Genomic DNA, 24,772 nt, shown 5'->3' with positions numbered 1-24,772 from the left:
TCAGGAAATCAGTATAATAGCCCCTAAATCATCTTATCGGAGTGAATGGACATGGCTATTGCAGGTTGCGACTTACCAACTTTTGCCACCCGGCTCAATGAAGTGCTTACTCTCAGTGTGCCAGTGCGTACACCTGAAAAACTCTTTGGGCGGGATAAGCAGTTGGAGACGATACAACTGGCACTTCATTCACCGGGCCGACATGTGTTCATCTATGGCGATCGCGGAGTAGGTAAGACCTCCCTCGCCCACACAGCCGCTTCGCTTATCCAGTCTTCGGATAACCGTCCCATTACCGTGAGCTGTGATCATGACTCGACCCTGGAAACAGTCATCGCCCCATTCCCACTCGAAACGCAACAAAACGGTAGAGGCTTATGCCACCAGTAAGTGCGTTAAAAATACCTCATTGGAGGAACGATAGCCCAGCGATTTTCTGCCCCTTGTATTGAGTATGTGTTCGAGTTCGGCAATCTTACGATGACTGACCTGACTGAAGTCTGTTCCCTTTGGGTAAAAACGTCGTATCAGCCCGTTGGTGTGCTCATTCAAGCCCCTCTCCCAGGAATGATAAGGATGGGCAAAGTAGACCTGCGCCCCTGTGATTTGAGTAATTTGCTCGTGCAGAGCGAATTCAGGGCCGTTATCAGCTGTTAGGGTCTTAAACTTGCAAAAGGTATTAGCTTCAATGTCCCTGAAAGCAGCAACCACAGTCTCCGCACGCTTATTAGGCAGTTTGCGAATGATGACGGTTTTCAATGCTTTATCTACGATGGTTAACAAGAATGACTTCTGGTCTTTGCCAAAAATAGTGTCAATTTCGAAGTGGCCAGGCTCCTGTTTAAGCTCGGCTTGAGCTGGGCGATACTCAATACCAACACGGTTGGGAATAGGGCCTGATTTGAGGTTTTCGGCATTGTACCTGTAACGTTTTCCCCGATGAGGAAGTTGCTGATATAGCTCCCCGCCAGCCTGTCTCTCCTGCAGGATATAGAGATATAGCGTATTCTTGCTGACAGATATACCGAATTCCAGGTGCAAACGGCCACTGATGATTTCAGGTGAAGAGTGAGTGGAAAGCGCCTGCCTGATGAAGTTCTGAATGTGTGGCTCCAACGGGTAAAAAGCATTGTTTGGCAGAGGCTTATGACGGCGTCCCCGGGCCAGAGGCCCCATTCCCAGTCGAAACGCAACAAAACGGTAGAGCATTATGCCGCCTGTAAGTGCGTTAAAAATACCTCATTTGGAGAACGATAACCCAGCGATTTTCTGCCTCGCGTATTGAGCAGGTGTTCGAGTGCTGCAACCTTGCGATGGGTGACATAATTGAAGTCCGTTCCCTTCGGGTAAAAACGCCGTATCAGCCCGTTGGTATGCTCATTCAACCCGCGTTCCCAGGAATGATATGGCCGGGCAAAGTAGACCGGTGCCCCCGTGACTTTTGTAATTTCCCCGTGCTGGGAAAATTCAGAACCGTTGTCAGCAGTCAGGGTTTTAAACTCGCAGAAGGTATTGGCAACGATGTCCCTGAAGGCCGCTACCACTGTCTCTGCTCGCTTGTTGGGCAGTTTGCGAATGATGACCAGCTTGACGGCTTTATCGACCACCGTCAGCAGGAAGCCCCATTCCCACTCGAAACGCAACAAAGTGACCCACTTGCCAGAGTCGGATAAAATCACCGTTCTGGCCATACTGGAGAGCCTGTTGCATGCAGGGAAAACATCTGACTCAGAAAGAACGGTTCTACATCGAAAAGCGGCGTGGTGAAGGTGTCAACCAAGCTACCATCGCCAGAGAGCTTGCTCTGCCTCGCTCGACCATCAGCAGGGAACTCAGACGCAATACCGACCCTACTTTCAATGGTGTCTACTGCTGTAGAAGGGCGGACACTCTGGCCCGGGAACGCCGTCATAAGCCTCTGCCAAACAATGCTTTTTACCCGTTGGAGCCACACATTCAGAACTTCATCAGGCAGGCGCTTTCCACTCACTCTTCACCTGAAATCATCAGTGGCCGTTTGCACCTGGAATTCGGTATATCTGTCAGCAAGAATACGCTATATCGCTATATCCTGTAGGAGAGACAGGCTGGCGGGGAGCTATATCAGCAACTTCCTCATCGGGGAAAACGTTACAGGTACAATGCCGAAAACCTCAAATCAGGCCCTATTCCCAACCGTGTTGGTATTGAGTATCGCCCAGCTCAAGCCGAGCTTAAACAGGAGCCTGGCCACTTCGAAATTGACACTATTTTTGGCAAAGACCAGAAGTCATTCTTGTTAACCATCGTAGATAAAGCATTGAAAACCGTCATCATTCGCAAACTGCCTAATAAGCGTGCGGAGACTGTGGTTGCTGCTTTCAGGGACATTGAAGCTAATACCTTTTGCAAGTTTAAGACCCTAACAGCTGATAACGGCCCTGAATTCGCTCTGCACGAGCAAATTACTCAAATCACAGGGGCGCAGGTCTACTTTGCCCATCCTTATCATTCCTGGGAGAGGGGCTTGAATGAGCACACCAACGGGCTGATACGACGTTTTTACCCAAAGGGAACAGACTTCAGTCAGGTCAGTCATCGTAAGATTGCCGAACTCGAACACATACTCAATACAAGGGGCAGAAAATCGCTGGGCTATCGTTCCCCCAATGAGGTATTTTTAACGCACTTACTGGTGGCATAACCCTCTACCGCTTTGTTGCGTTTCGAGTGGGAATGGGGCTCGGACCTGTTTGTTGGTGAGAGCCACAACATCTTCACAATGGGGTTGGTTGTGATCTCAGATTACAAACCGGCCAGATTAATTGTCGTCAGATATCAACCTTTCAAGGTCATGTGTCAGATCAATTCGCGACTAATACATATCAAGCGCGTTGTTTCTGGTTTTTAATAACCTCTTTTGCTGGAGTTTTATTTGAGTAAAATGTATCTCGCCATGTCCCCTGGAATGGAGGGAATCCCAGCTTCTTCCAATTTAATTCAATATCTATTCCTTTTTCGGCTGCAGCCAGAAATCTATGCTGCCCATCTAATATATGTATTCTTCCTGTCTGAGGATTATGCCAAACGTCAATTTTTTTTAACTTCTCACCAGCTTCAATTTGCAATATTTTTTCCTGAATTACACTTTTGAACGCCTCTGCTTGTGCTGGTAATGGATAGTTTAGTTTTATGTCTCTCCCCACAGGATTCCCCTTGAGTAAAGCGGTGCAAAAAGTTTTGGCATTTAATTCAAACCCTCCTGCGACAATAGATAACCCATTGTCATCAACTTCAAGGTTATTTGTCACTTTTCTAACTTCACTGGGCTTGGCAACTACTTTTGGTTGCAGTGCATACTTGTTCAGTTGTATGTTTTCTTTTTCTGCAATCTCCGGAGAGGTGATATTTCTTTTGTGAACAGATGAATTTTTTTCCATTGTTCTTTGCTGATAACCCGAAGCAATCGACTCGGTTTCTACAATTGGGTTGGTCGGTTTCGATTTAACAACATCCTTTTGGTTAAATCTTGATGCGTTTTGTACAATCGATGATTGTAAAGGTGGTTGTTGTGCTTGCCTATTTTTTGATTCAAAGAGCTTTGCTCTGTCAAGCACCGATTTACCTGCTGGATTTGGAGCCATACCTTCAGGATCTAACAGTGATACCGGGTTATTTCTAACCATCCGGAACAGGTTAAGTCCGTCCACCGTCCCCGCCGGGTCTGTACTAAGCCATCTGCCCACCCACGGCTGATAATACCGATACCCGTAGTAGTACAGCCCCGTCGCGTCCCGTTCCTTGCCTGAGTACCGAACTGTCTTGTAGTTCGCCTCCACCGCGCTGCGTGCCGTCCACAACGCCGTGCCCCCGTACGGGTAGTACTCTTCCATGCTGATGATATTGCCATCGCCGTCCAACTCCAGCTGACTGCTGCTGGTCAAATTGTCGTAACTGTATCGTATCTGGTCATTGCTGATATCCTCCGGTATTCCACTCTCCCAGTGCAGTACCCGCACCTGCGCACGGCCCGCTTCACCAACGGTAATCACCTGCAGGCTTTCCGTTTCTGTGTTACCGCTGGCCATGGTTAGGAGCTCCAGCCAAGGCAGGTACAGCGCCCGCTGCGTCTGCGTACTGTTACCGGTTTTCTGCCCGCTGACCTTCAGGACGCGCTGGCTGCCCGCGTCATAGCGGTAGCTCTCGCGGTCATCCGTACCGCCGTCACGCACCACCGGCGTCACCTTCAGCAGCTCGTTCCGGGCGGTCCAGGCAAGGCTCTGGCCCGGCTGCAGCTGTGTTTGCTGCCCACCCGCGGTGAACAGCGCGTCCACCTCCGCCGGGTTATCCGTCAGCGTGCTCAGCACGCCCCGGTTGCTGCGGTCACTTATGGTGATATTTGTGGTGTAACTGTTGTTTGTCGCCGGTGCGCTGTGGCGGATTTGCGTCAGATTGCCGGCTTCATCGTAGGTATAGTTGCGGGTATAGTTTGTAAACGCTGAGCTGTCGGTGGGAAGGGGAACGGTGGCGGTCGGTGAGCTGCTGCCCTGCTGTCCTGCATTTGCCATCTCGCGCCCGGTGGCGCTGACCAGCTGGTACAGGCTGTCGTAGACGTACGCGTTCTCCGGCACCACTTTCTGGTTGCGCCAGAAGCGGGTCTCTTCAGCGTCGTTACTGATTTTCAGGACATTACCCACCGGGTCATACTCATAGCGCAGGTCCTGCAGCACCTTAGCACCCGAGGCGTGTCCTGCCGGACGTTCCGTTTTAATGCCGGTCAGGCGCTGCGTCTCTGCCTCGTAGGTGTACGTGGTCACCACGCCGTTGCCGTGCTCTTCGCGCAGCTTCTGCCCGGCGGCAGAGTATGTCAGGGACTTCACGACAGTCTGTTCTTTTCCGCCCTTCAGCGTCAGCCAGCTGCCCGACAGCAGGCCCGCCACGTCGTACGCCACCCGCTGCAGGTTTCCCTTCGCATCCGTGGTGGTCAGCATCCCCCCGGTGGCGTCAGCCGTGGACAGGGTGGTGTATGTTTCGGCATCGAGCAGGTCGTTCCAGACGGAGGCGCCTGTCCCCTGCCAGTCGGCAGCTGTGTCCGGGTTATCCGCGTCCTTCAGCAGGCGGCGGGTGACGGAGAGGGGGGAGCCGGTCAGGGCCACGCTGTCGGTCTGCGTCAGGCCGGCTGTATCGTAGTGGCTGACACAGGCTCCGGCGAGGTTCAGCGCCTTCTCCTCAACAGAGTTACCGGCATAGATGAAGCGCTCCGTGATGCGGGCAGCTTCACCGGTGACCTGCTCCGTAATACTTAACGGACGTCCGGGCAGGGTTGCGTCCTCATACTGCCAGCTGCGGGTTACCGCCTCACTTCCGTCCTCCGTACCGTCGTCAGCGGTGCTGATGTTACTGACTGCCATAAACGGCCGGCCTGCGGCATCGTTCAGCGCCACAGTGATGCCATTATCCACACCCTGCGAACGCAGAACGTTGCCGGTCAGGTCTGTGAGGTAGCTGAAGTTCGCCAGCCCGGCGTCGTGCAGGCGCGGGTCGGCACTTTGCGTCAGAAAGCCGCGGGCGTCGTACTGATGGCGGGTGATGCGCTCATTGGTCACGTCCGGGGCATCAGGGTGACGGTAGTACGCGATATCGCGCACTATCAGGCCGCGGTTGTCGAGGACCGCTACTGAAGGGGTTTTGTTGAACAGTGATGTGCTCATGGGTGGGTTACCTCCGTCCGTATCAAGTGAAAGTACCGGCAGTTAGGCTGCCGGTAGGTGTGTTACGCCGCTCAGTCAGTTTCGTCGGACGTGTCGTTCTCATCCTCGCTGACCAGGAACCATGGCGTGAACAGGGTGCGACGCAGCCAGCCCTTCGCTGTCTGCACCTGGTACTCACGGCCGGGCGGGTCGTAAAGGTGGGTGTCGGCATACAGGTCCTGACGGGCACTGTCGTCGCTGACGTATTTCCAGTCGCTCAGGAAATACGGCTGGTACGTGCGGACTGGCTGCCCCTTGTTGTTATATTCCGTGCGTCCTGTTATGGCCCAGCGAAAGGTCGTTTGCGCAACGGCAGGTGTCCCGTCAGCCCCGACGACCAGTGAGCCATCCTCCGCACGCTGCCAGGCTTCACCATCCGCCTGACGGGTGGATGCCTGTAATACCCGGCCAAAACCGTCGCTGAACGTCACCTGCTGCCGGATTTGCTGTGAGCTGTCGCTGTCGTAGCGGTCGGTGGTCAGCGTCACCACGTGCGGCGGCAGTTTTCCCGCACCCTCACGCGTCCAGCTGTCGGCCACGTACAACATGCACTGCGCCACAGGAAGCGGGGCAACAAGCGCCAGTGCGGCGTCAGCTGTATCCGGTATGGTTATACTGGTGTCACTGTATCCCGCTGCCACGCCACGTTCCGTACCGCTGAAGCGCAGTGAGGTGACCCGTCCAAGCGCATCCATTGTGACAGTCTGCACGTTATCGTTCGCATCGGTTACGCTGGCCGGTGTCAGAAAACGCCAGTCATACTCTGCGGTGGTTGTAAACCCGGCACCATCTTCCATCTGCGTTATCACGCAGTCATGCGCATCTCGAGTAACCAGCACGGCGCAGGTAAGCGGGCTTTCCCGAAAAGCGACCAACAGCTGGAAGTGCTCAGTAGTTCCATAAGTGGCGTACCCCTGCCGAACCGTCCACAAGCCACTGTCTGATTCGCCCGCACGGGGGAAAAGATATCCAGACTGACCGTATCCTGCGGACGTTAGCGTGTCTGCGGGAAAATTATCTGCCAAGGCGCTGACGGTATCGCCATCCAGCACGGCGGTTTCCGTAAAAGCCTGCAGCGGTGGAAAAGCCGGAATCCCATCCGTCACTTCACCCTGAGCGTCTAGGTACCGGATTCTTTTCTGTCCGGCGAAAGTATATCCCTTCCCGGATCCAACGGGACTGTCGCTGCCCAGAAGGGACTCCAGCGTCAGACCTTCGTCCGGTACGTCACTTCCTGTAAGGGTGATGGCATCGCTGCGCGAGGCATCAGCTAGCCCAGGTAGCCAGACACCCGCAGCCACATCCTTCAGATTATACCATCGAGCCTGCTGCAGTGTCAGGCGAAGGCTCTGCTGCTGTTCATCAAAGCTGGCGCCAAACAGTCCGTCAGGTAGCGTATCGAGGTACGGGCTGGCGGCTGGCTGGCTGCGGCGTGGATAGCTGATGCTTACCTGCCTCAGTGGCTGGCCGTACTCATCACAGGACAACAATACTTGCTGGCTGCACTGTGGGTCACTGCTGACCCGCTCGTAAGAGTACGTCCGACTTTCCGCAGCACACGACCAGATGACCGGATACGTTCCTACCTCATCAATCATCCGCACCTGCGGCCGGTTTTCCGTAACGGTGTAAGGCACATCTGCTTGGTTGCTTTCATCTGCACCATACAGCTCGCTGCGCAGCAGCTGGCCTTTCAGCCCCCGATTCAGCCAGAAGACCCTCTCTTCGTCCGGTGAGTATGCCCGCTCATCATCGCCGCTGCCGGTGGTAAAGCGTGGCGTGAAGCCGGTGAAGGCAGCCGCATCTTCCTGCCAGTATTCGTCCGCCAGACGTTTATCAATTGGGGGTAACCCGGTGGCATACCAGCTGCGCCTGACCGCGGGGAAGCTGATGACCCCTGACGTCCCCTGGCCGTCCGTGATGTCGGTATCTGTCACCTCCACAAAACCAAATCCGCGGAATTCCCGCTCCCGCCCGTCCCAAGCACCGTGCAGGTAGCGTACGGTACTTACCAGACGGTTTCCGGTGATTTCGTCAGTTACTTCTGTGCGGCATAGCGTGTGCAGGGCGAACGGCAGTTCACTAGCTGGAACGGATTTTCCTGCTGCCGCAGAATCCGCCTTCTCATCCAGCCAGAACTGCGCTGAACTGCGGTAATAAAGCGCATGGTTCATCCCCATTCCGTTGTTCATCCCGTTCAGCAGCCACGGCTTATTTACTGACAGGTGGCAGACCCAGCTGCGCGGTACCGGATGCGGTACCGTCAGCATCAGGCTGGCCACGCCCAACCCCTGAATATCCGCCAGCTGCAGGCTGCAGGTGCGGTCATAACGCACGCCGTCCGGCAATTTTACGCTGAACGGTGCGGCAAAGCCGTTACCGCTCTGGTTTATATATACATCCAGCCGGTCGGTAAGTGCATAAATCAGGTCGGTGGTACCAGTGCCGTCAATGTCTGCCAGATACAGCTGGTCAGGGTTAAACGTGGCGGCTGGCTGGCTGAACCCGGACAAACTCACCGGAAGACCAAAGCGGCCATGGCCCAGGTTAGGCCAATAGCATACCCCCGATGGCCTAACCTCCACCAAGTGCTGCTGGCCACTACCGGCCATATCGCTAAAAGCCACCAGAACTTGTTCGTCCTTTCCGGGTACGGGCAGTGTAATACCTGCCGCCTGCAAGGTATTCCTCGCTTTCGCCCAGCCCTCTCCGGTACCGCCGTAGAAACGTACGCTTTTGGGTCCGATAAGCGCCAGATCTATCAGGCCTGCGCTGGTGATATCGGCCAGCCGTGCACGCGGATGAGCGTATTCTACCGGCAGGGCGGAAAGAGGAGTGAAATAGCGCCACTCGCGATCAGGGGAGCGCGCATAAAAGCCCGCCACGCCCGGCGCGATGACCACCCACTCCAGATAACCATCGCCGTTCAAGTCCGCCAGAATGCCGCCCTTCCTCAGTGTGGGGATGGCGAAAAGAGGCGCCGCTTTTTCCCAGGTCACCGCATCGGTGTCATCCCCAGCAGGTCTTACTGGTGGACGGTACCACCATGCACCACCGTCCTGATACAGGATGCCGGCAATGCCTTCCCCGTTCAGGTCAACCAGCTGGTATGGCTGAAGCATGTTCATGTTTGCTAGGTCATCACGCTGCTGCCATTCGGCGACACCGGCTTGAGGTGGAATGAAGTTCTGCCAGTCAAACGTCAACGGCGGCAGGCTACGTATCGTACCGCCCGGCTCATACGCCACCTTCTGTATTCCTTTCAGGGTGGCGACAGATGAGGTTTCGTTATAATCCAATCGCAGACATGACACGAGTTTCGGAAGATCAGTCTCTTTTTCTTTTCCTGACAGAGCGCTGATGCAGTGAAACATCAGCACCTGACGGCAGAGGCGACGCGTACGCACCTCAAATCCATACTCATAACCGGAAAAACTGTCCTGCCGGCATAACCAGCTGCCGCTGCCGGGCATCAGCCAGTCCGGAGCTGTGGCTGTATCACGTTCGCCATAATCCATCGCCAGGATGAACAGCCAGTCCGTGGCTGCCGGCACCGTGACAAGGCCGGGTAGCGTGCGGGCGGCCTTTTTGTTGCCGTACCAGGCCGCCACAGGGTAGCGCTGTGCCGTAGCATCCGGGTGCGCCGATGTTTCTGTTGCATCACATCCGGATTCATTCTCAGCGCGGTACTGCCAGTAAATCTGCTCACCGTTCTGTGACACCGAGGACTCTGCCAGCCAGACCGCTGTCTGTGACGCATCAGCAGGATGACTGATGCGCGCCTGCGCGTTACGCCCCAGTAAATGTACCTGGCCATCAGGCTCATATATCACCCAGAAGTTCGTACCTGTATCACCTACAGGCATCCAGATCTCCATCCTGCTAAAGGTGATTTCTGTCCTGGAACGATAGGCGTTTACTGAAAAATTTCCTCCTAAATCAACACCAAGAAGCGTGGTGGCCGTGCGGGTTTCTGGTTCGCCGCTGGCGGTCAACACAGGAACCAGCACCTCACCGTCCGCACCAGTATATTCATCGGTACCGTCATACGATGGCACGCCCCTGAGTGTTCGCAGGCGAATGGCGAGCAGATTCAGTCCCCACCCCATACCGAACGGCCCGTTGCCGCTACGGCTGTGGTAGCTGAGCGCCAGAGAGGGGGCATACCCTCTTCCGGCACTGATCGGCAGAGGAATGCTCAGAATCGCAGCACCGTCCGGACCCGCAGAAGCTATATTACCCTTCAGGCCGCTTATTGCACCACCACCTGAAGGCAGAGAGGGGGGAGTCAGGCGCGGTTGTTCTGTATTTTGCATAACAGGTTCTCCACAGACTCCCGCGCGGGGAGTCTGATACCGTTATAATCAGCTGACGATGGTGTAGCGGATATGCAGGATGATGTCCGTCATGCTCAGTAGCAGCGCTTTCTGGCTCCCGTCAGCCTCAGGAAAACTCAGCGTCAGCATGCCGGAATCATTGACCGGTATCCCCTCAAACGGCAGCCAGCGTCCGTCATTAAAGTCCATTTGGAACTGGCCGCTGTCGTTGATGCCGTTCGACACTGCTGTCGCCGTACAACCCCGGGGCAGTGACACGCTGCCGCCATAGCTGAGCACCGCCCGTACATCCTGGTACGGCCCAACCAGTGTTGGCAAGGTGACGCTGATTTGCTTAATACGCCGGGTATTACCCAGTGAGGAAGGATAATCATTACCAATGTTCAGGTCAGAGAGCGTCAGGGTGGCCTGCAGCTGTTTATCACTGGTCACGGAGAGGCCGTTACCAGCGGCGCCGACGCTACCGCTGCCGGTAGTCACCAGATTGACTATCTGGTCAGCAAGCGTGAAGGCGTCGGAGGAGAGTCCGGCGTAAACCTCCGACAGGCAGACGGTACGCGTCACCTCTTTCTCGCGCTGGTCTTTCTCCAGATAATTCTGCTCCATTTGCGCCAGGTTCAGCATAAGGGTTTCGCCCGCCATTAGGCCGGCATAGGTGCTCTGCCAGGCTCCGGAACGGATAAACGAAGTCTCAGTGTCTCGCGCCCACTGGTACGCTTTCTGCGCCATCAGACAGCGGGAAACGGTCAGGTCATAGAATTGATAGTAGATGGAGACCAGTTTCCCACGCAGCCAGTTGTATAGCACCTTACTGGTGAACTTCTTCTTCAGAAATGTCATCTGTACATGCGTTTGAGCCTGCTGGGTCTCCAGATACGCCTTCTGCAGCAGGGCTGCTTCACGTCGAACCGCCATCGTGTCAAGCTGAGCATTGATTTGATTAACCTCGGACTGAGCCGCATCGCGCTGGATTGCCCAATCCTGACGGCGCCTACGATATATCTCAGACTGGCTGAGACGATCCGAGGTGATGCGGGATACATTTCCGGCAATCTCTATGCCATAACCAAGCGCGCGGGAAATACTGCCATAGTGGGAGCCACCAAATGCCATGCCGTAGATATTGGGCAATGCGTCTAACCCTGCGGCGACGGTTTGAAAAGCGCTGGCCGTGGTGGACACTACCGATGCGTAAAGTGCCAGATCCATCACCTGTTTTTCGACGGCGCTAATATCCTCATCATACAAAGTGGTGTAACTCTCAAGACGCGCCTGCGCGCCGCGGAGGTTGATTTCAAGCGCGACCTTATCCGCATCAATCTCTTTGATAGTTCTGTTCTGCAGGGCAATGCTCTGCAGAATCAGTTCGGCACCTTGTGCCTGCATCAGCTCCGACAGGGCCTCTGCATCCTGGCGCTCAGTGATATCGAGCAGCGTTCTGCCGAACTGGGTCAGTTGCGTTGTCATGCTTCGGGCGCTTTCCAGTATCACCGGGAAGCGGTATAGCGGCATTACTGCATCAGGCATGTCACTATTGTCCTGAGAGCTTATCACCGCCGCGCTAAGCAGCGCCGCAGGGTCGGCCGGCGTGGCATAAATGGGTAGTGATAGCGGACTGCCGTCAATGGACAGGTTATGACGTAGGTTGTACAGGCGTTGCGCTAGCGTCTGCCAGTAACCAGCCAGCTTCCCGTTTTTCTGCGGCAGGAACAGGGTAGTCAGCGAGTTGCTGTTGGATAACTTACCGGAGGCACGCTGCTGCCGCACCATCATGAGCGAATGCTGGGTCAGGGTTTTCGTGGTCTTATCAGCCGCATCGCTCAGACGTGGGGAGTTCCAGGCTGTAGCGTTTTTCATGTAGGGCTCATCGCCAAGAATGTCCATCGCCTGAACGTACCACATTTTGGCTTCTTTTAGTGTATCGCGTTCAAGCTGGCGGTATGCCGCGTCGCCGCGGGCGATTAACAAGTCAAGGTACGACATAAAGGTGGCGACCTTATAGTGCATCGGGTCCGCCTGCGCCACCGCGTCCGGGTCGCTGGAATCTATCTGGCTAGATTTCCAGATGGTTTCCTCCTCCAGCGGCCGCACGTTCCATACCCAGTTTGCAGGCTGGTTATTCACCAGATAGCCATACGGGTTCCAGACGTATTTAATCCAGTGCATGGCTTCAGTAAATTTACTTTCGTTCAGCAGGCGCTTAAACACCATCATCGGGACATAGTAGAACATCTCCCAGAAGTAGAGGGCATTGGCGCCGCTGAAGTCCATCGGTTCAGTTGTCTGGTCGTTTAATATAATAACATTAGAAAACATGGTGATGTCTGATATATCGGGGTTCAGTTCAACAGTGGTATCAGTGGCGTCTGTATATTTAAAATGAGCCCCCACATTATCTGCATCGGTGGTTGTTTTGTTTGTAAGCAGAAACACCTTGGCAATGTAAGTTGGATGTAAAATATTGTCTTTATTCGCTAAAGGAATAAACAGCCTAACGCTTAAATATTCATCAGTAAACATCCCTGAATATATTTTATATATGTTATTATCATCAATAACATGTCTGAGATTGAGAGAAAACTCACGGCTTTCACCATGAACCGCCGGATTGTACGCAGGAAGAATAAAATCGACATAAAATCCAATGCCCAGCTTCGGTTCTTGCAGTTCTTGGGTATCCATTGATAGTACGGCATTCAGCCCTCTGTTCGCCTTGGAAATAAGCTTTTTAGCAAACAGCGTATTCACCCTCACGCGATAAACTCCGTATTCCAGATACTGCGCATAGGTATCCGTACGGTTAATGGAAATGATTGGCATGGTGTTTTCATCCACCCGGATCAAGGTAATACCTAATGTATCAGAACCGAGAAAACGAAGATCCCCTTGGGGGGCTGTAGCGTTTATCTTTAATTCAAGCCGAGTGATATTGTTGCTGAATGCACTGAGAGGGATTGAGATATTTTTTTCTAAAAAAGAAAATCCTGTTCGTTCAAAGGAGTAAGCCTGATAGTTATCTGCCGTAAAACTTGCACTTACGGGACCGCTAACGGAAAGTATTATACTATTCAAGTCTATTGTTGTATCAATTTTTTTAAAATCACCAAAACATAATTCGACTGGGGTTTTATTTACACGTGATGCCTCCGACATAAAGGCATATACATAGTTATCAGCTTTTATATTATTAGATGTCCATTCTCTACGGTCGTACACATTTTTTTTAAATGGATACGGGTCACCATAGCAGTAGTAATTTAGATAACTAGTATTAGGATAATTAAAGCAATAAATAGTATCATTAAGAGCCGGCTCTATATTATCTAGCACCTTAATAAAGCAAGTTACGCTATTAATAACACATTCAAAGTTCCTGCCAGAGTGCTGTGAGATTGTGCTCCGAAGCTTAGTGTTCGGCACATAAAAAACATCACCCTCATTCCATAGGTAATTCATCATATTAACCAGAGTGCCGCTTCTCCCATCTGATTTTAGGTTGTAACCTATATTTCCGGAGACGTTAAATTTAATATTTGCGTCGGTACCCACTATGCTAGAAGAGATGTTTTCCCATTGAACATTATTCAGACTAGTATAGTTACCATATCCCAATTCATGATCAACTTCGGAAACATCTAAGATATTTACTTTTGTCTTTCCGCCGGTGTAAGGCGTATTAATCCTGAGAGTGGATGTGGTGTCCATCTGAAGATAGATATAACCAGCCATTTTGGCGACGAGATCAGCGGAAGCTATTTCAATCTGACCATCGATAGATATAATCAACCCGCTGGTTCCGGATGGTAAATTAGAATAATCGTCTTCTTTTTTATAAAAGAAGACGTAGAGTTTTTCCTGCTCCACATCTTTTGCACTGTACATGCTGTAGCCAGCAATATCCGTACTGGAGGTAGGCAGGTTAGTACTGTCGAGTTCAATGGTTATGGGTGCACTCCAAGTGCCGTCATGCAGGATATGCGTATATTTTAGCTGGCATTCCGTGTATTCTTGGGGCGTACTGTCGCCCGTAATTAACTTTACCCTACCTTCCACCCAGGTCAGATACAGTCGCGACTGAAATATGACAGGGCGCACCATACTATTTATGGGCGACAGCCCGACGGTAATTTTTTTCCACTCGCTCCAGGCGTTGGCAGGGAGCTTGCCGTCAGACATTTCATCAATGACCGCGCTACGCCAGTAGTACTCTCCGATAGCCGATTTGCCAATCAGGTATGTCTTACCACTACTTTTATTGACACCGTCATGGTAGCCGCTGATAACATCAAGGTTGGATACTTCCTCAAAGCGGGTCATGTAGGTTTTAAACGCGTCTTCTACAATATCATCGGTCAGCTGGCTCTGGCTAAGCGTCTGCAGCATCTCGTCCATCATGCCGGTCTGCCCGATACGCAGCGTCGGGTCAATGTAGTTTTCGGGATAATAAGCCAGCTGCGACACCCCCGCCCAAGTGCTGTAACTTTTGTTGTAAGTGTCCCAGTCGCTGGCAAAGAAGGTTTTCGACTTCACTTCGAAGACCACATCCTCTTCCTGAAGGCTAAGCGCACGGTTGATGTACAGCTGCACACTGGTTATGGCCTCCGCAATCCGGGTAGTTTTAATCTGGGCCGACACTTGGTTGTCAATCAGCAGCCAGCTGTATAGCTTGTCACGGCTGATCACCCATGACGGTGCGATATTTTTGATAACGTACCCGCTAGCGGCCGCGCTGATCGCTTCGTCCAGAGTGGCGCTCAGCTGTGCGGTCTGATTCGTATTCAGTCCGGCCTGCAGGGCGTAACTGGCGGCATCCCAGTCGGCATCCGGCGAGGTATGAGTCAGTTTCACCAGCATGGCCACGTTCGCCGGGCTGATGTGGAAGGTGGTAGCAACATCCAGCCACTGCAGGGCGTCCCGCAGCTGTATCCAGCTGTAGAAATACGTGTACGAGGAGCACTGCGCCAGCGCCTGGGTAAGCGCCTGCTCATCTAGGTTGAGTGCTGCAGCCACCGTTCTTACGGCAAGGTTGTTTTCTTCAGACCCGAAATTACCACTCAACGAGGTGAGAATTTCAGAGGCAGACGTACCGCAGAGGGAAAGCAACGCGTGCAGCTGTGTCAAATCATACAGCGTGCCGATGTCATGGTTCAGTACGGTGGCTTTTTCGGTAATAATGCTGGGGTGTGCCACCACCCATGACAGTTCTGCTGAACTCATGCCGGTATTGCGCACAATCAGCACCAGCTGTCCCATCACCTGACAGTATGACACCAGCGCGTCGGTCTGGGTGTCTTTGTCTAACAGCGTCAGAAACGCGGACACTGTTAGCGTCTGCGGCTGCAGTTGACTCAGCCACTGAAGGACGGCAGCAGCCGTTTCGGCTGACTCAAGCTGTGTGGCCGCGGCAATAAAGGGGGCTGCCGCGGTTATTAAATCTGCCTCACTGTCATTGCTAAGGTCTTGGCTGGCAAGCCCATTTTTCAGTGTGGTAATCAGGTTTTGAATGTCCGGTGAAAAAGTCGTGCTGAAGCGGTCAGTCAGCATCAGATACAGGTCGCTGACCGTCCAGTTAATCACTTTCAACCACTGCATGTGCCGGTCAATAAAGCCCACCAGTGGTGACAGTGCTTCGCCAGACAGGCTGCCAACAGGTGTTGAAGCATAAGGCGAAACGGACAGCAACATGGCCAGTTCGGTTACGCTCAGAGCGTGGATATCTGCCAGCAGGCTGACGCGGTACAGGGCGGACAAATTTTCAATCGTACAGGTAAAAACCGACGGACTTGTGTCGCCCGAAACCAGTTTCCAGAGCGTGTACAGTTCCGTATCATTAACACCAAAAGCGCGCTTTATCACACCTGTGTGGAAAGTATCGGTGAACTCGTCCGGATCGTCGGGATCTAGCGTAATGGTGACGCCGTTAGCAAAAAACTCGGTACCATTCAGCATTGGCGTGTTAAATAGACGCGTAAAGGCGCTGGCCTGGTTACTGTGCGCCGTCTGCCCGATAGCCGCGCCGGAAAGCACGATGGAGGCAGATACACCAATTCCGTAGCGCTGCATATTATAATGCACTTGGAACAGCTGTCTGAGAACATCAGGAGTAAGATTAAAATTACTATTGCTGCTCTCAACAATGTTGCGGATATCTGACGGGTCAATGCCGATGGCTTTGTAAAGCCGGATGAGTTTGTTCAGTTTCAGCAGGAAAAAATTAAATGGATATGTAGTCTGCTGAAAAATAAAAGAGCTGTACGCACCGCTGGAGTTAGTGGTTCTGCTAATTCCTATTTCAACAGGGTTGCTTAACTGTGCTTCACTTAATGAAAAGGTGATGGAGTAAGGTGTATTGATTTTGGGGATGAATTTTTCGGTTGCGAGCAAGTCATCAGATAAAAAACTTTCTGTACCAATGGAGAAATCAGTATAGGATAAGGCGTGAGAAAAATTGTAATTGAACTGAAACTGTCCTCCTCCCAAAGGGAGTAATTCAGCATAATTCAAATTGTTTGTGTTGTCGCCATTTTTGCGGGTCATCAGTAGCGCATTTAGCTGACCATCTGACTCCAGTAATGAAATCAGATGATCATCCTGGTAATACTCTACGCCCGGCATTATAATGTCAAATGGTCTTAAAATTCTCAGCAGCGAACTCATTTCATCGAAGGTTATCCCATACCAGTTGGAGAGATAAGTGATATCCTGGAAAGGGGTTATGGGAATATCCCCGAAATTTTCCTTGATCAGGTCATCCACATTATCTTCAGTAATGTCCTCGGTCAGGATTTTCTGCAGCTCAGGTGAAATGTCCCCTTGAATACTGAGCAGCGCGGCGGTATCCATTTCCGACGAGACGGTGGGATTATTACGGAACGAAGCAAACTCAGGGTCCTGCATGGTGATGCACTGGCGGACCATTTCATAACTCTGGTTGTAAGGTGTGTCACTGGTCTGTCTGTAAGTCGCGAGCATATTCATAACGGCGTCATAGTCTTTATCTTCCTGCTTCTGAATATTATTCAACAGCAGTTCGTTAGACAGGGACAGGGTGGACAGCTCATCATCCATGTTGGTCTGGGACAGGGAAAGGGATGCCAGATCCGGACGACGATTGTCGAGGTGGTAATGTGATGTTTCCGGGTGCAGGTCCCTGGCCTCCCGGTACAGTTCAGTTAGATACGCTGCCGGTGAGAACATTGATGCCACGGAGCCGGTTTTTACGAAGCTGCTGGACCGCGCAGGAAACAGGTCGTCATAGCCGCCCAGCATGGGTGACTGCTGGATGCCTAACCGGACGGCGCTCTCAAGCTGGGGATTAGCTCTACTTAGAATGCGGGATTCCGCCATTTTGTTTTCTTGCAGTTCTTTCTGCGCCAGCTGATAGAGGAAGTTCTTTTCGCCCCAGCTGAGCGCGTCACCGGCCAGCGCTTTTACTTCGGAAAATGAGCGGATCATGATGTGCGGCAGGGTGATCTGTTCATTTGGGGAATAATTATTCCGGCTGGCGTTCAGCTTGCCAAGTATTTCGTCGATTAGATACATATAAAATCCTCATCTCATTATTAAAGCATGGGATAACAGGTGAAGACAGAGCTTTTTTTTGCATGTCTATAATGTTTGGCTCACTAGGCTGTGTCCCTTAATTAATTTTCACTGATTGGAAATGAGAAAAACACATCGAATCTGTTCGTTTTTTGGACTGATTTTGGGTGTTTTTACTGTCAAAAACAGCCTGCTTTGTACGATTTTTCATCTATCGTGCAATTAAGGGACACAGCCTAAGTCTGAGCTTCAAACAGCGCCTTTTTTGACTCCCACCTTAGCGGAAAAATATAAGTAGTCTTCTCATTCTACGGAAAGCGCGCTTTCCGGGCGTAAAGTGTATGATTCAGGGAAAGGCAGTAATGACGTCGGGACCACGAAGCTCCCCAAGAAAATTTATCCGCATGGCTGATTCAATCGTTTATTAATTACTTATAGGTAAGTATTGACTATAAACAGAAAGATTTGGAATTTCTGAAATTTATGCTTTTCGTTAAATTGATTTAAAATCAATACATTAACAATATTTTACTTGATTTATATTATACTTAATTTCTCAATTAAAAGCTGAATTCTGGAGTTTTATTTTTCATCTAAATTTAATTTAGAATAAAAAACCGAAGATGTGTTTTTTTTTACTTTTTTATATTTATCACCATTAATAAGATGTTTCGACAATAATTAACTGAATTTTACGGCGTTATTGAATAATAGTGAATAACGCTGTTATGACACGCCTGTTTTGGAGTAACATGCTGATAACCTCTCGATACATCGGCGTTTTTGAATAAATTAAGACGTTGTTTTATAATGGTTATTATAAGAAACAACAATGAAAAAATCTGTCTATAATGACTTTCCTTAGGTTAACATTTTGATTTTTTGGTTAAAAAATAAATTTTCCATAACAGAATATTATCCTATTGATTCAAAATTAATACAAATTAATTACGGTGCATGTTAAGGTAGTTGCCGCCCCAGTATGATTCATACGGCCTGCTTTTCCCGTTCCGGATTTAGCCACACTTCGTCCTGCCGATCCCAGTTTCTTGTTGGCCCTGACCAACGATGCGGGTTCTGCATTTTTGCTGCCTCATACACCGATTTTCGCTTTACCAGCAACTGGCTGTCTTCGTCTCTGCGGTGAGTGTCAAGGTGTCAGGCGACAATTACAAAATGCCCCTTGGCGTCAATTACCATTAAAAAAAGTGACAGATTCCTTTCTGTAAAATGCGGCTGTATGACTTACAGAATCCTTCCGCTTTTTAGCCATAACTGTTCGGTGCTCACTTCGCTGCGCTCCGCCTCAGTCCTGACTAAAAAGCGTTACTGGGTGGAAACCTTCGTCGGCTGGTACAACGAAGAACATCGCCACAGCGGCATCCGCTACGTCACACCGGGTCAGCGGCACAGGGGTGAAGATCGGTGAGTGTCAAGGTAGTTGTCGCCTCCGTTAACTCATGCAGCGGGAGTTCCCCGCTCAGGATTTAGCCATACTTCGTCCTGCCGACTCCAATTCCGTGTTTGACTTGACCAACGATGCGGATTTCGCATTTTGGCTGCCTCATACACCGATTTACGCTGCGTCAGCAGCAGGCGGTCTTCGCCCCTGTGGCGCTGACCTGGCGTCACATACCGAATGGCGCTATGGAGATGCTCTTCGTTGTACCAGGCGACGAAGCTTTCCACCCAGGTTCGAGCCTCTTCCCGCGTAGCGAAGCCTTTTTCCGGCCACGCTGGTGCATATTTCAGCGTTTTGAAAAACGATTCAACATACGCGTTATCATTGCTCACGCGAGGCCGACTGTGCGATGGCGTTATCTTCAGTTCCGCAAGCTTTACCTGTAGCACCTGGGATTTCATCGGCGCACCGTTATCCGCATGCAGCACTAGCGGCTGCTGCCAGCAGCGCTCACTCAGCACCGTGCGCCCCAGCAATTCTGCTGCATTTTCTCCACTTTCAACGGCATACACTTCGTAACCGACGATTTTTCGGCTGAACACATCTTCTATCAGATACAAGTAAAACCAATGGCCTGCCGTCAGCGACTTCAGCCAGGTGATATCCCACGCCCATAGCGGGTTGGCTGCCGTCGCCTTCCAGGTTGATATCGCCTTGCGGCGCGGCTTTCGTTGCCGGCCACGACGGGCCATTTCTCCGGCTCGCCGCAGCATTCGATAGAAAGTCGCCTCGCTGGCGATAGAGCGGCCCTCATCTACCAGATGTGGAACTATCTGCGCAGGAGGCAGGCTGGCGAACCGCGGCTCATGGTAGATGGCCAGAATCTGCCGTTCTTCTTCAGCACTGAGTTTATTTTTCGGCACGGGCCGTGGCCGTGGCGTTATGGCTCGTCGGTCGTCGGGCACCTGTTTCCAACGCTGTAGCGTTCGTTCGCTCAACCCCACACTGCAGCAGGCTTTGCTCACCCTGGCGCCGGCATTTACGGCTTCCTGCACTATCGCCATCAACCGTAGCCTGTCAGTGGTACGCGTCATTCGTCCCCGCTTTCCTGGTCGAACAACGCTTTGAACTTTTTTTCCAGTATCAACAGCGCAGCAGCTTCTGCCAGCGCCTTATCCTTGCGGGCTATTTCACGGTTAAGCTGTTGAATGTCCTTTTGCTGTTTTTTGACGATCACTTTTTCTTCCCGCTGGCTGGTCTGCATAAATTGCTCCTTCCACTGCTGTATCTGCTCAGGATAAAGGCCTTTACGGCGACAATATTCGGCAATAGCGTGTGCAGACAGAGGTGCCGTTTCAACGAGAACGGCAAAGCGCGCTTCCTGCGACCATTCTTGAGACGGTTTATCTCCCGCCTCTGCAGCCTGGTTAGGAATTTGTCGCTACCGATGTAAAACTGGGTCTTCCGCAACTTGGGTGGACCCCCTTCAAGCCAGAGGGCTCATCACCCGACGCCTCAGTAATTCGAACCCGGCACGTCCGTACATCTGCCGCTTCAGCATTTTCAGGCGATTCACATGCCCCTCGACTACACCGTTACTCCATTTGCTGGTAATGGCTTCACATATTGCTGCTGCATCAGCTTCCATCCCGGCTGCAACACGTTGAAGCTCAAGCGGGCCGCTTTCGCTGACGTGAGTGAACCACTTGCTTAGCTGTGGCTTGTTTTTCGTTTTCAAGATCCGGTAGAAGTCCAACGCAAGTTGCTGTGCTATATTTCAGCTGTGGTTCTTTTTCACACATCAGCCCGATGAAGCGGGAGGCATAACTTTCTTCCCCTCTTATTATCCTCCAGGGCATCAACCAACGGCTCACACGCGAAGCTGACGGGAGACGGGCTGGCGCAGTAACAGGTGCGCTCCCACCCTTACGCCATCTGGCAACCTCATCCCTGACGGTGGTTTCGCTACCGGTGAACCCTTTTGCCACCATTTCCCTCCATATCTGGCTGCCATTGTGATTACCGCTTTCACGCTGTTCTTCCAGCCACCGACGCCAGGGATCCAGAAGGCTTGGTTTCCGAGGGCGGGTCGACATTTCAGGGAATGTACCTGATTGAAGCCAACGCCTGACCGTTACGCGTGATAACCCGGTGGTGCGGGATATTTGACGGAGCCCACATCCATTCTTATGCAAGGTTATTACCTCCACCCAGCGTTGGTGGCGTTTATTACGAGTCTGCTGCTTAAGTCGCTCCGGGCGACAGATAACAGATATATGGAGCTGGCTCTACCAGTTCTGGCTCAGGTGGTTTCTTTGGCGACAACTCACTGGCAACAAGACGTATCAGAGGCATATGTCTGTACATCATCCGTTCAAGTGCATCGCCAATGTTTTTCAGCAGGTGCCAGCGATCTGCCACCTGTTTGGCTTGAGGCGCCCCTTCACGTGCTGCTGTGGCATAGATACCGCCGCGATCACGCGAGACAACCTGTATTTCAGGGTATTTTCTGAACCAAGCAGCCAGCGTACGCTGATCGCCACCGGGAAGCAGGACAAGGGGACGGCGAGTATCAAGATTGACTATTAACGTCCCATAACGGTGGCCCCGATGCCATGCCCACTCGTCGATACCGACATGGGGCGTACCTGGCGGTTTAGTCTCTGGGGTATTTATCACCCTGCGAAGAAGAGTATCTGCACTGCTACGGAGACCAGCTGCCGTTGCCGCCCGTCTTCCAGCCTCACCTCCGGCGATTAATCCTAGCTGACGCTGTAAATTTTGTAACGCCTGCGAAGACTGCTGCCGTGAACCGGCGAAAGGAGCCAGCGACTCGGCAAAAATTTTGCGTGAGCAGGATGGGTTACGGCAGTACCAGTGGCGGACGGCAAATACCAGCCACAGTGTCTGGCCTGAACAAGGTAGATGCTGTATTCGGCGTCGCCGACAACTATGAACCGATTTGCTGCGCTTAAGGCATTCAGGACATAGTGCTGTTTTACGCGTGGCACGAAGATGGAGAGTTATCCCATCAGAACTAACAACTTGTCGGTTGGATTGCCATCCGCAAGGCAGCTGTAAAAGCGTCTTCAGTGAAGACATAGCGTTATCCATAACTTAAAACAGCTTAGATCCCTGTTATCTAAAAAGTTTCATTGTTTTGCTTCCACCCAAGTTGCGGAAGACCCAGTTTTACTTTGGCAGGGTGGGTCAGAATTCGATCGGTATTGACAGGAATTCCGGCTTGAGAACGCCAAGCATAAAGCGTATTGGTTGGGATCCCTTCAGAACGGGCGATCTGAACAACTGACTGGTTATGCGGTGGCATCATTCTGGCGATCACAGCTGCTTTACGCTCGGGTGAATAAGTCTTCATTATTGTCGTATCCTGCCCCCTGATTTTTTTCAGTTAGAGGCGACAACTACCCTGACATAGGGGGTGTTCTGCGGCGGGGAGCATTGCGAGAAGGCCGAACTTCAGCCCTCATAAGAAAAGCCCCTCACGGGGCTTTATTTTCATTACAGCGCGTGAATCGCATGGTTAGGGAAGGGAAGTGTGATCGGCGCGAATGGAATATCATCTTCAAAGTCCGGCATCGCGCCCTGTTGTGGTTGCTGCCCTTGCGCCCCCGGTGCAGCAGCTGGCGTACCACTACCGCTAAACTGTGGTTGTTGTGGCTGTCCCCAACCACCGCCCTGACCAGCGGGAGCGCCGCCGCCCTGGCGACCGCCCAGCATCTGCATAACGCCGTTCATGCTAACCACAATTTCCGTTGAGTAGCGATCTTGCTGGTCCTTATCCTGCCATTTGCGGGTACGCAGCTGGCCTTCAATGTATACCTGCGAACCTTTGCGGAGGTATTCACCTGCAATCTCGGCCAGCTTGCCGAAGATAACCACCGTATGCCATTCCGTGACTTCTTTCTGCTCGCCAGTGGCTTTATCTCGCCATGATTCAGATGTGGCAAGGCGCAGGTTAGCGACCGCGCCGCCATTAGGCATATAGCGCATTTCGGGGTCCTGGCCTAAATTGCCAACGAGAATTACTTTGTTAACACCGCGTGAAGCCATAATTTATCCTCCTGATAATGGGAAGCTGTGGGCTTCCCGGAGAAATAATTATCGCAATTTGAAGGGTTTCAGTCAATCTAAGTAAATTAAATATTTACTATTATTTCTTATTCGGGCTATTCTGGTTGATGGCGTATTTTTCGGCTTCCTTCAGCACCTTCAGGGCCATCTTTTCGGGTAGCCAAACGTCAACTTTCCGTAGCTTCTCGCCCTCAAAATCGACGGCTACAGACTGGTACAGATCCCAAATGCGCTTGACCGTGGAACCCACGTTTTGCTTGGTCCGTCCAACACGTTCGGCCACGTCTTTATTGCTTTCCCCTTTAACCAAAACGGAATGACCGATTTCGGTCGATAAGTGGGTAAACGTCTGCATTGCGGGTAAGAGGCGATCCCATTCTTCCTGCGTCATGCTGCGGGTCTGTTTGCGGGCCATAGTCATTCCTGATTAATAACGATTAAACCCATGATATAGCGGGTATCGCTAATGGTCAATGTTAGTAAATAATTATTTTACTCTATTGAGCTAATAGAAAAGAAGGGGGTAGGCCGTCGCGGCAGCAACTGGCCTCCGGGTGAATCAGCGAAGGAAATGCTGATAGCTCTGGATTATAGCGAAAGTTATCGCTTTTAAAAGAGAGTCCGCAACGCTCGCCGCAAGACCTGATTAGGGAGCCGCAGCGCGGCGAGTCTGTCAGGTCGAGGAAGCGTAATTTCCACTGCTGTTAAGTCATACACCGGACGCGCCTTACTCACAGATAGGCGTTGTTAATTACAGGATATATGTATAGGTAGAAATTAAAGGAAAAACATAAAGGATGACCTTACAGGTTTAGGGGGGTAATCTAACGTGGGCTAGGGGGGGCGATTTAACGTGGATAACTTGCTGAATAAACAGGCTTATCCACAAAAGAAAAGGCCCGTTGTGGGCCTTTACATCAGGATTTATACGGTATAGGGGGCGGGAACAATACAGCAGCAGGCCACCTTTAACCTGTTCGACCTTTGCCGCCGGATACACTGAAAGCACCTGTTTCAGCGCTGGCATGAATGCTCGTTTAAAATCCTTGTCGGCATTCTTCCCGCTGTACTCCTGGGCGAACTGCTCCCGCAGCTTCATCCAGTACAGCATGACCGGGCGGCCCTCTATGCGGTGGAGACGGTGAGCAAGCCATGCGTATATATCGAGCGCCAGCGCGGAGCCTTTCAGCACATGTAACGCTCTGTTGTCGAGCGGAACGGCGCTGTCTATCAGGCCGTTATAATAGCCTTCGGACAGGGTGAGTGTTCCCGGCCATAACGTGAGCTGCTTCGCGTCACCATCTTTGATCCAGGCATCAAACTGTTCGACGGGCTGGCCGTTATAGGTCCGGCCCTTAAAGCCCAGCTGCAAACGACACGCGGCCAGCGCCTGCATTTGTGTACGCAGCGTTTTATGACGGGTTCCCTGTGAGTCCATCCCCATAAGGTGAAGAAACTCATTAGCGCTGTGGCCGATGGCGATTTCTCGCGTTTTGTTGCGCAGTGCATACGATGAAATCCAGGCGAACGTGAGTCGCGGCATAGCGCCATAGGGTATTAGACGACAATTACAACCCTTGCTATCGCGTCAATTACCCTAAAGAGGTCATACCAGAAGGAATGTCACTTTTAAATGCTTCCTAAGTTTCCTTTTCCTAGCTCCCTTAACA

Annotated in this window: 11 protein-coding genes and 4 pseudogenes; 3 read left to right on the top strand and 12 right to left on the bottom strand. The window is 51.7% G+C overall.

Translation table 11 applies throughout. The features are described 5' to 3' along the window. The first annotated feature begins 51 nt into the window (after window positions 1-51). Window positions 52-390 (top strand): ATP-binding protein, encoded by a 339-nt coding sequence (locus ACQGXV_RS00635; protein ID WP_440862534.1) that lies wholly within the window; start codon window positions 52-54, stop codon window positions 388-390. Here the strand turns inward: ACQGXV_RS00635 and ACQGXV_RS00630 are convergent. Both ACQGXV_RS00630 and ACQGXV_RS00625 read right to left on the bottom strand, forming a co-directional pair. After that, entirely contained in the window at window positions 376-1,209 is an 834-nt protein-coding gene (locus ACQGXV_RS00630; RefSeq protein WP_440862533.1) for an IS30 family transposase, read from the bottom strand. The two genes, ACQGXV_RS00635 and ACQGXV_RS00630, sit on opposite strands and share 15 nt — an antisense overlap. After that, window positions 1,209-1,619 (bottom strand): annotated as a pseudogene (locus ACQGXV_RS00625) (IS30 family transposase); the annotation flags it as partial. The gene ACQGXV_RS00630 and the pseudogene ACQGXV_RS00625, both read right to left, overlap by 1 nt. 89 nt (window positions 1,620-1,708) lie before the next feature. Here ACQGXV_RS00625 and ACQGXV_RS00620 point away from each other — a divergent pair. Then, window positions 1,709-2,683 (top strand): annotated as a pseudogene (locus tag ACQGXV_RS00620) (IS30 family transposase). Window positions 2,684-2,864: 181 nt separating this feature from the next. Here the strand turns inward: ACQGXV_RS00620 and ACQGXV_RS00615 are convergent. From ACQGXV_RS00615 to ACQGXV_RS00605, 3 genes are all read right to left on the bottom strand, one after another. Then, window positions 2,865-5,690 (bottom strand): RHS repeat-associated core domain-containing protein, encoded by a 2,826-nt coding sequence (locus ACQGXV_RS00615; RefSeq protein ID WP_440862532.1) that lies wholly within the window; start codon window positions 5,688-5,690, stop codon window positions 2,865-2,867. 71 nt (window positions 5,691-5,761) lie between these two features. After that, window positions 5,762-10,045 (bottom strand): SpvB/TcaC N-terminal domain-containing protein, encoded by a 4,284-nt coding sequence (locus ACQGXV_RS00610; protein ID WP_440862531.1) that lies wholly within the window; start codon window positions 10,043-10,045, stop codon window positions 5,762-5,764. 48 nt (window positions 10,046-10,093) lie between these two features. After that, a complete protein-coding gene (locus ACQGXV_RS00605; protein ID WP_440862530.1) occupies window positions 10,094-17,608 on the bottom strand; it encodes a neuraminidase-like domain-containing protein in 7,515 nt (2,504 codons plus the stop codon). Window positions 17,609-18,890: 1,282 nt separating this feature from the next. Here ACQGXV_RS00605 and ACQGXV_RS00600 point away from each other — a divergent pair. Further along, window positions 18,891-19,037: a hypothetical protein gene (locus tag ACQGXV_RS00600; protein ID WP_440862608.1), complete on the top strand. Its 147-nt coding sequence runs from the start codon at window positions 18,891-18,893 to the stop codon at window positions 19,035-19,037. A gap of 29 nt (window positions 19,038-19,066) precedes the next feature. On the opposite strand, the gene ACQGXV_RS00595 is transcribed toward ACQGXV_RS00600, so the two are convergent. The 7 genes and pseudogenes from ACQGXV_RS00595 to ACQGXV_RS00565 form a co-directional block, all read right to left on the bottom strand. Beyond that, window positions 19,067-20,104 (bottom strand): IS3 family transposase, encoded by a 1,038-nt coding sequence (locus ACQGXV_RS00595; RefSeq protein WP_440862529.1) that lies wholly within the window; start codon window positions 20,102-20,104, stop codon window positions 19,067-19,069. Next, window positions 20,101-20,445 (bottom strand): transposase, encoded by a 345-nt coding sequence (locus ACQGXV_RS00590; RefSeq protein WP_440862606.1) that lies wholly within the window; start codon window positions 20,443-20,445, stop codon window positions 20,101-20,103. The genes ACQGXV_RS00595 and ACQGXV_RS00590 overlap by 4 nt, the downstream gene beginning before the upstream one ends. 51 nt (window positions 20,446-20,496) lie before the next feature. Then, window positions 20,497-22,124 (bottom strand): annotated as a pseudogene (locus tag ACQGXV_RS00585) (ISL3 family transposase). Window positions 22,125-22,152: 28 nt separating this feature from the next. Continuing rightward, window positions 22,153-22,386, bottom strand: coding sequence for a transposase (locus tag ACQGXV_RS00580; protein WP_440862528.1), 234 nt, complete (start codon window positions 22,384-22,386; stop codon window positions 22,153-22,155). Between the two features lie 143 nt (window positions 22,387-22,529). Beyond that, window positions 22,530-23,081 carry a single-stranded DNA-binding protein gene (locus ACQGXV_RS00575; RefSeq protein ID WP_440862527.1) on the bottom strand — a complete coding sequence of 184 codons (552 nt, stop codon included), beginning with the start codon at window positions 23,079-23,081 and terminating at the stop codon, window positions 22,530-22,532. A 100-nt stretch (window positions 23,082-23,181) separates the two neighbouring features. Beyond that, window positions 23,182-23,517 carry a TrfB-related DNA-binding protein gene (locus tag ACQGXV_RS00570; protein ID WP_440862526.1) on the bottom strand — a complete coding sequence of 112 codons (336 nt, stop codon included), beginning with the start codon at window positions 23,515-23,517 and terminating at the stop codon, window positions 23,182-23,184. Window positions 23,518-24,019: 502 nt separating this feature from the next. Beyond that, window positions 24,020-24,660 (bottom strand): annotated as a pseudogene (locus ACQGXV_RS00565) (replication protein RepA); the annotation flags it as partial. Window positions 24,661-24,772: the final 112 nt, after the last annotated feature.

Origin of the sequence: Symbiopectobacterium purcellii (genome assembly GCF_052050035.1) — a bacterium.
In the GTDB taxonomy this organism is placed as follows: domain Bacteria; phylum Pseudomonadota; class Gammaproteobacteria; order Enterobacterales; family Enterobacteriaceae; genus Symbiopectobacterium; species Symbiopectobacterium purcellii_A.
This window is presented reverse-complemented; position numbering and strand designations above follow the sequence as displayed.

Excerpts from the sequence above, each read along its gene's own strand:
- ACQGXV_RS00610 (WP_440862531.1), bottom strand. The coding sequence starts at position 10,045 with ATGCAAAATACAGAACAACCGCGCCTGACTCCCCCCTCTCTGCCTTCA.
- ACQGXV_RS00570 (WP_440862526.1), bottom strand. The coding sequence starts at position 23,517 with ATGGCCCGCAAACAGACCCGCAGCATGACGCAGGAAGAATGGGATCGC.
- ACQGXV_RS00635 (WP_440862534.1), top strand. The coding sequence starts at position 52 with ATGGCTATTGCAGGTTGCGACTTACCAACTTTTGCCACCCGGCTCAAT.
- ACQGXV_RS00615 (WP_440862532.1), bottom strand. The coding sequence starts at position 5,690 with ATGAGCACATCACTGTTCAACAAAACCCCTTCAGTAGCGGTCCTCGAC.
- ACQGXV_RS00605 (WP_440862530.1), bottom strand. The coding sequence starts at position 17,608 with ATGTATCTAATCGACGAAATACTTGGCAAGCTGAACGCCAGCCGGAAT.
- ACQGXV_RS00580 (WP_440862528.1), bottom strand. The coding sequence starts at position 22,386 with ATGAAGACTTATTCACCCGAGCGTAAAGCAGCTGTGATCGCCAGAATG.
- ACQGXV_RS00575 (WP_440862527.1), bottom strand. The coding sequence starts at position 23,081 with ATGGCTTCACGCGGTGTTAACAAAGTAATTCTCGTTGGCAATTTAGGC.
- ACQGXV_RS00595 (WP_440862529.1), bottom strand. The coding sequence starts at position 20,104 with ATGACGCGTACCACTGACAGGCTACGGTTGATGGCGATAGTGCAGGAA.
- ACQGXV_RS00630 (WP_440862533.1), bottom strand. The coding sequence starts at position 1,209 with ATGCTCTACCGTTTTGTTGCGTTTCGACTGGGAATGGGGCCTCTGGCC.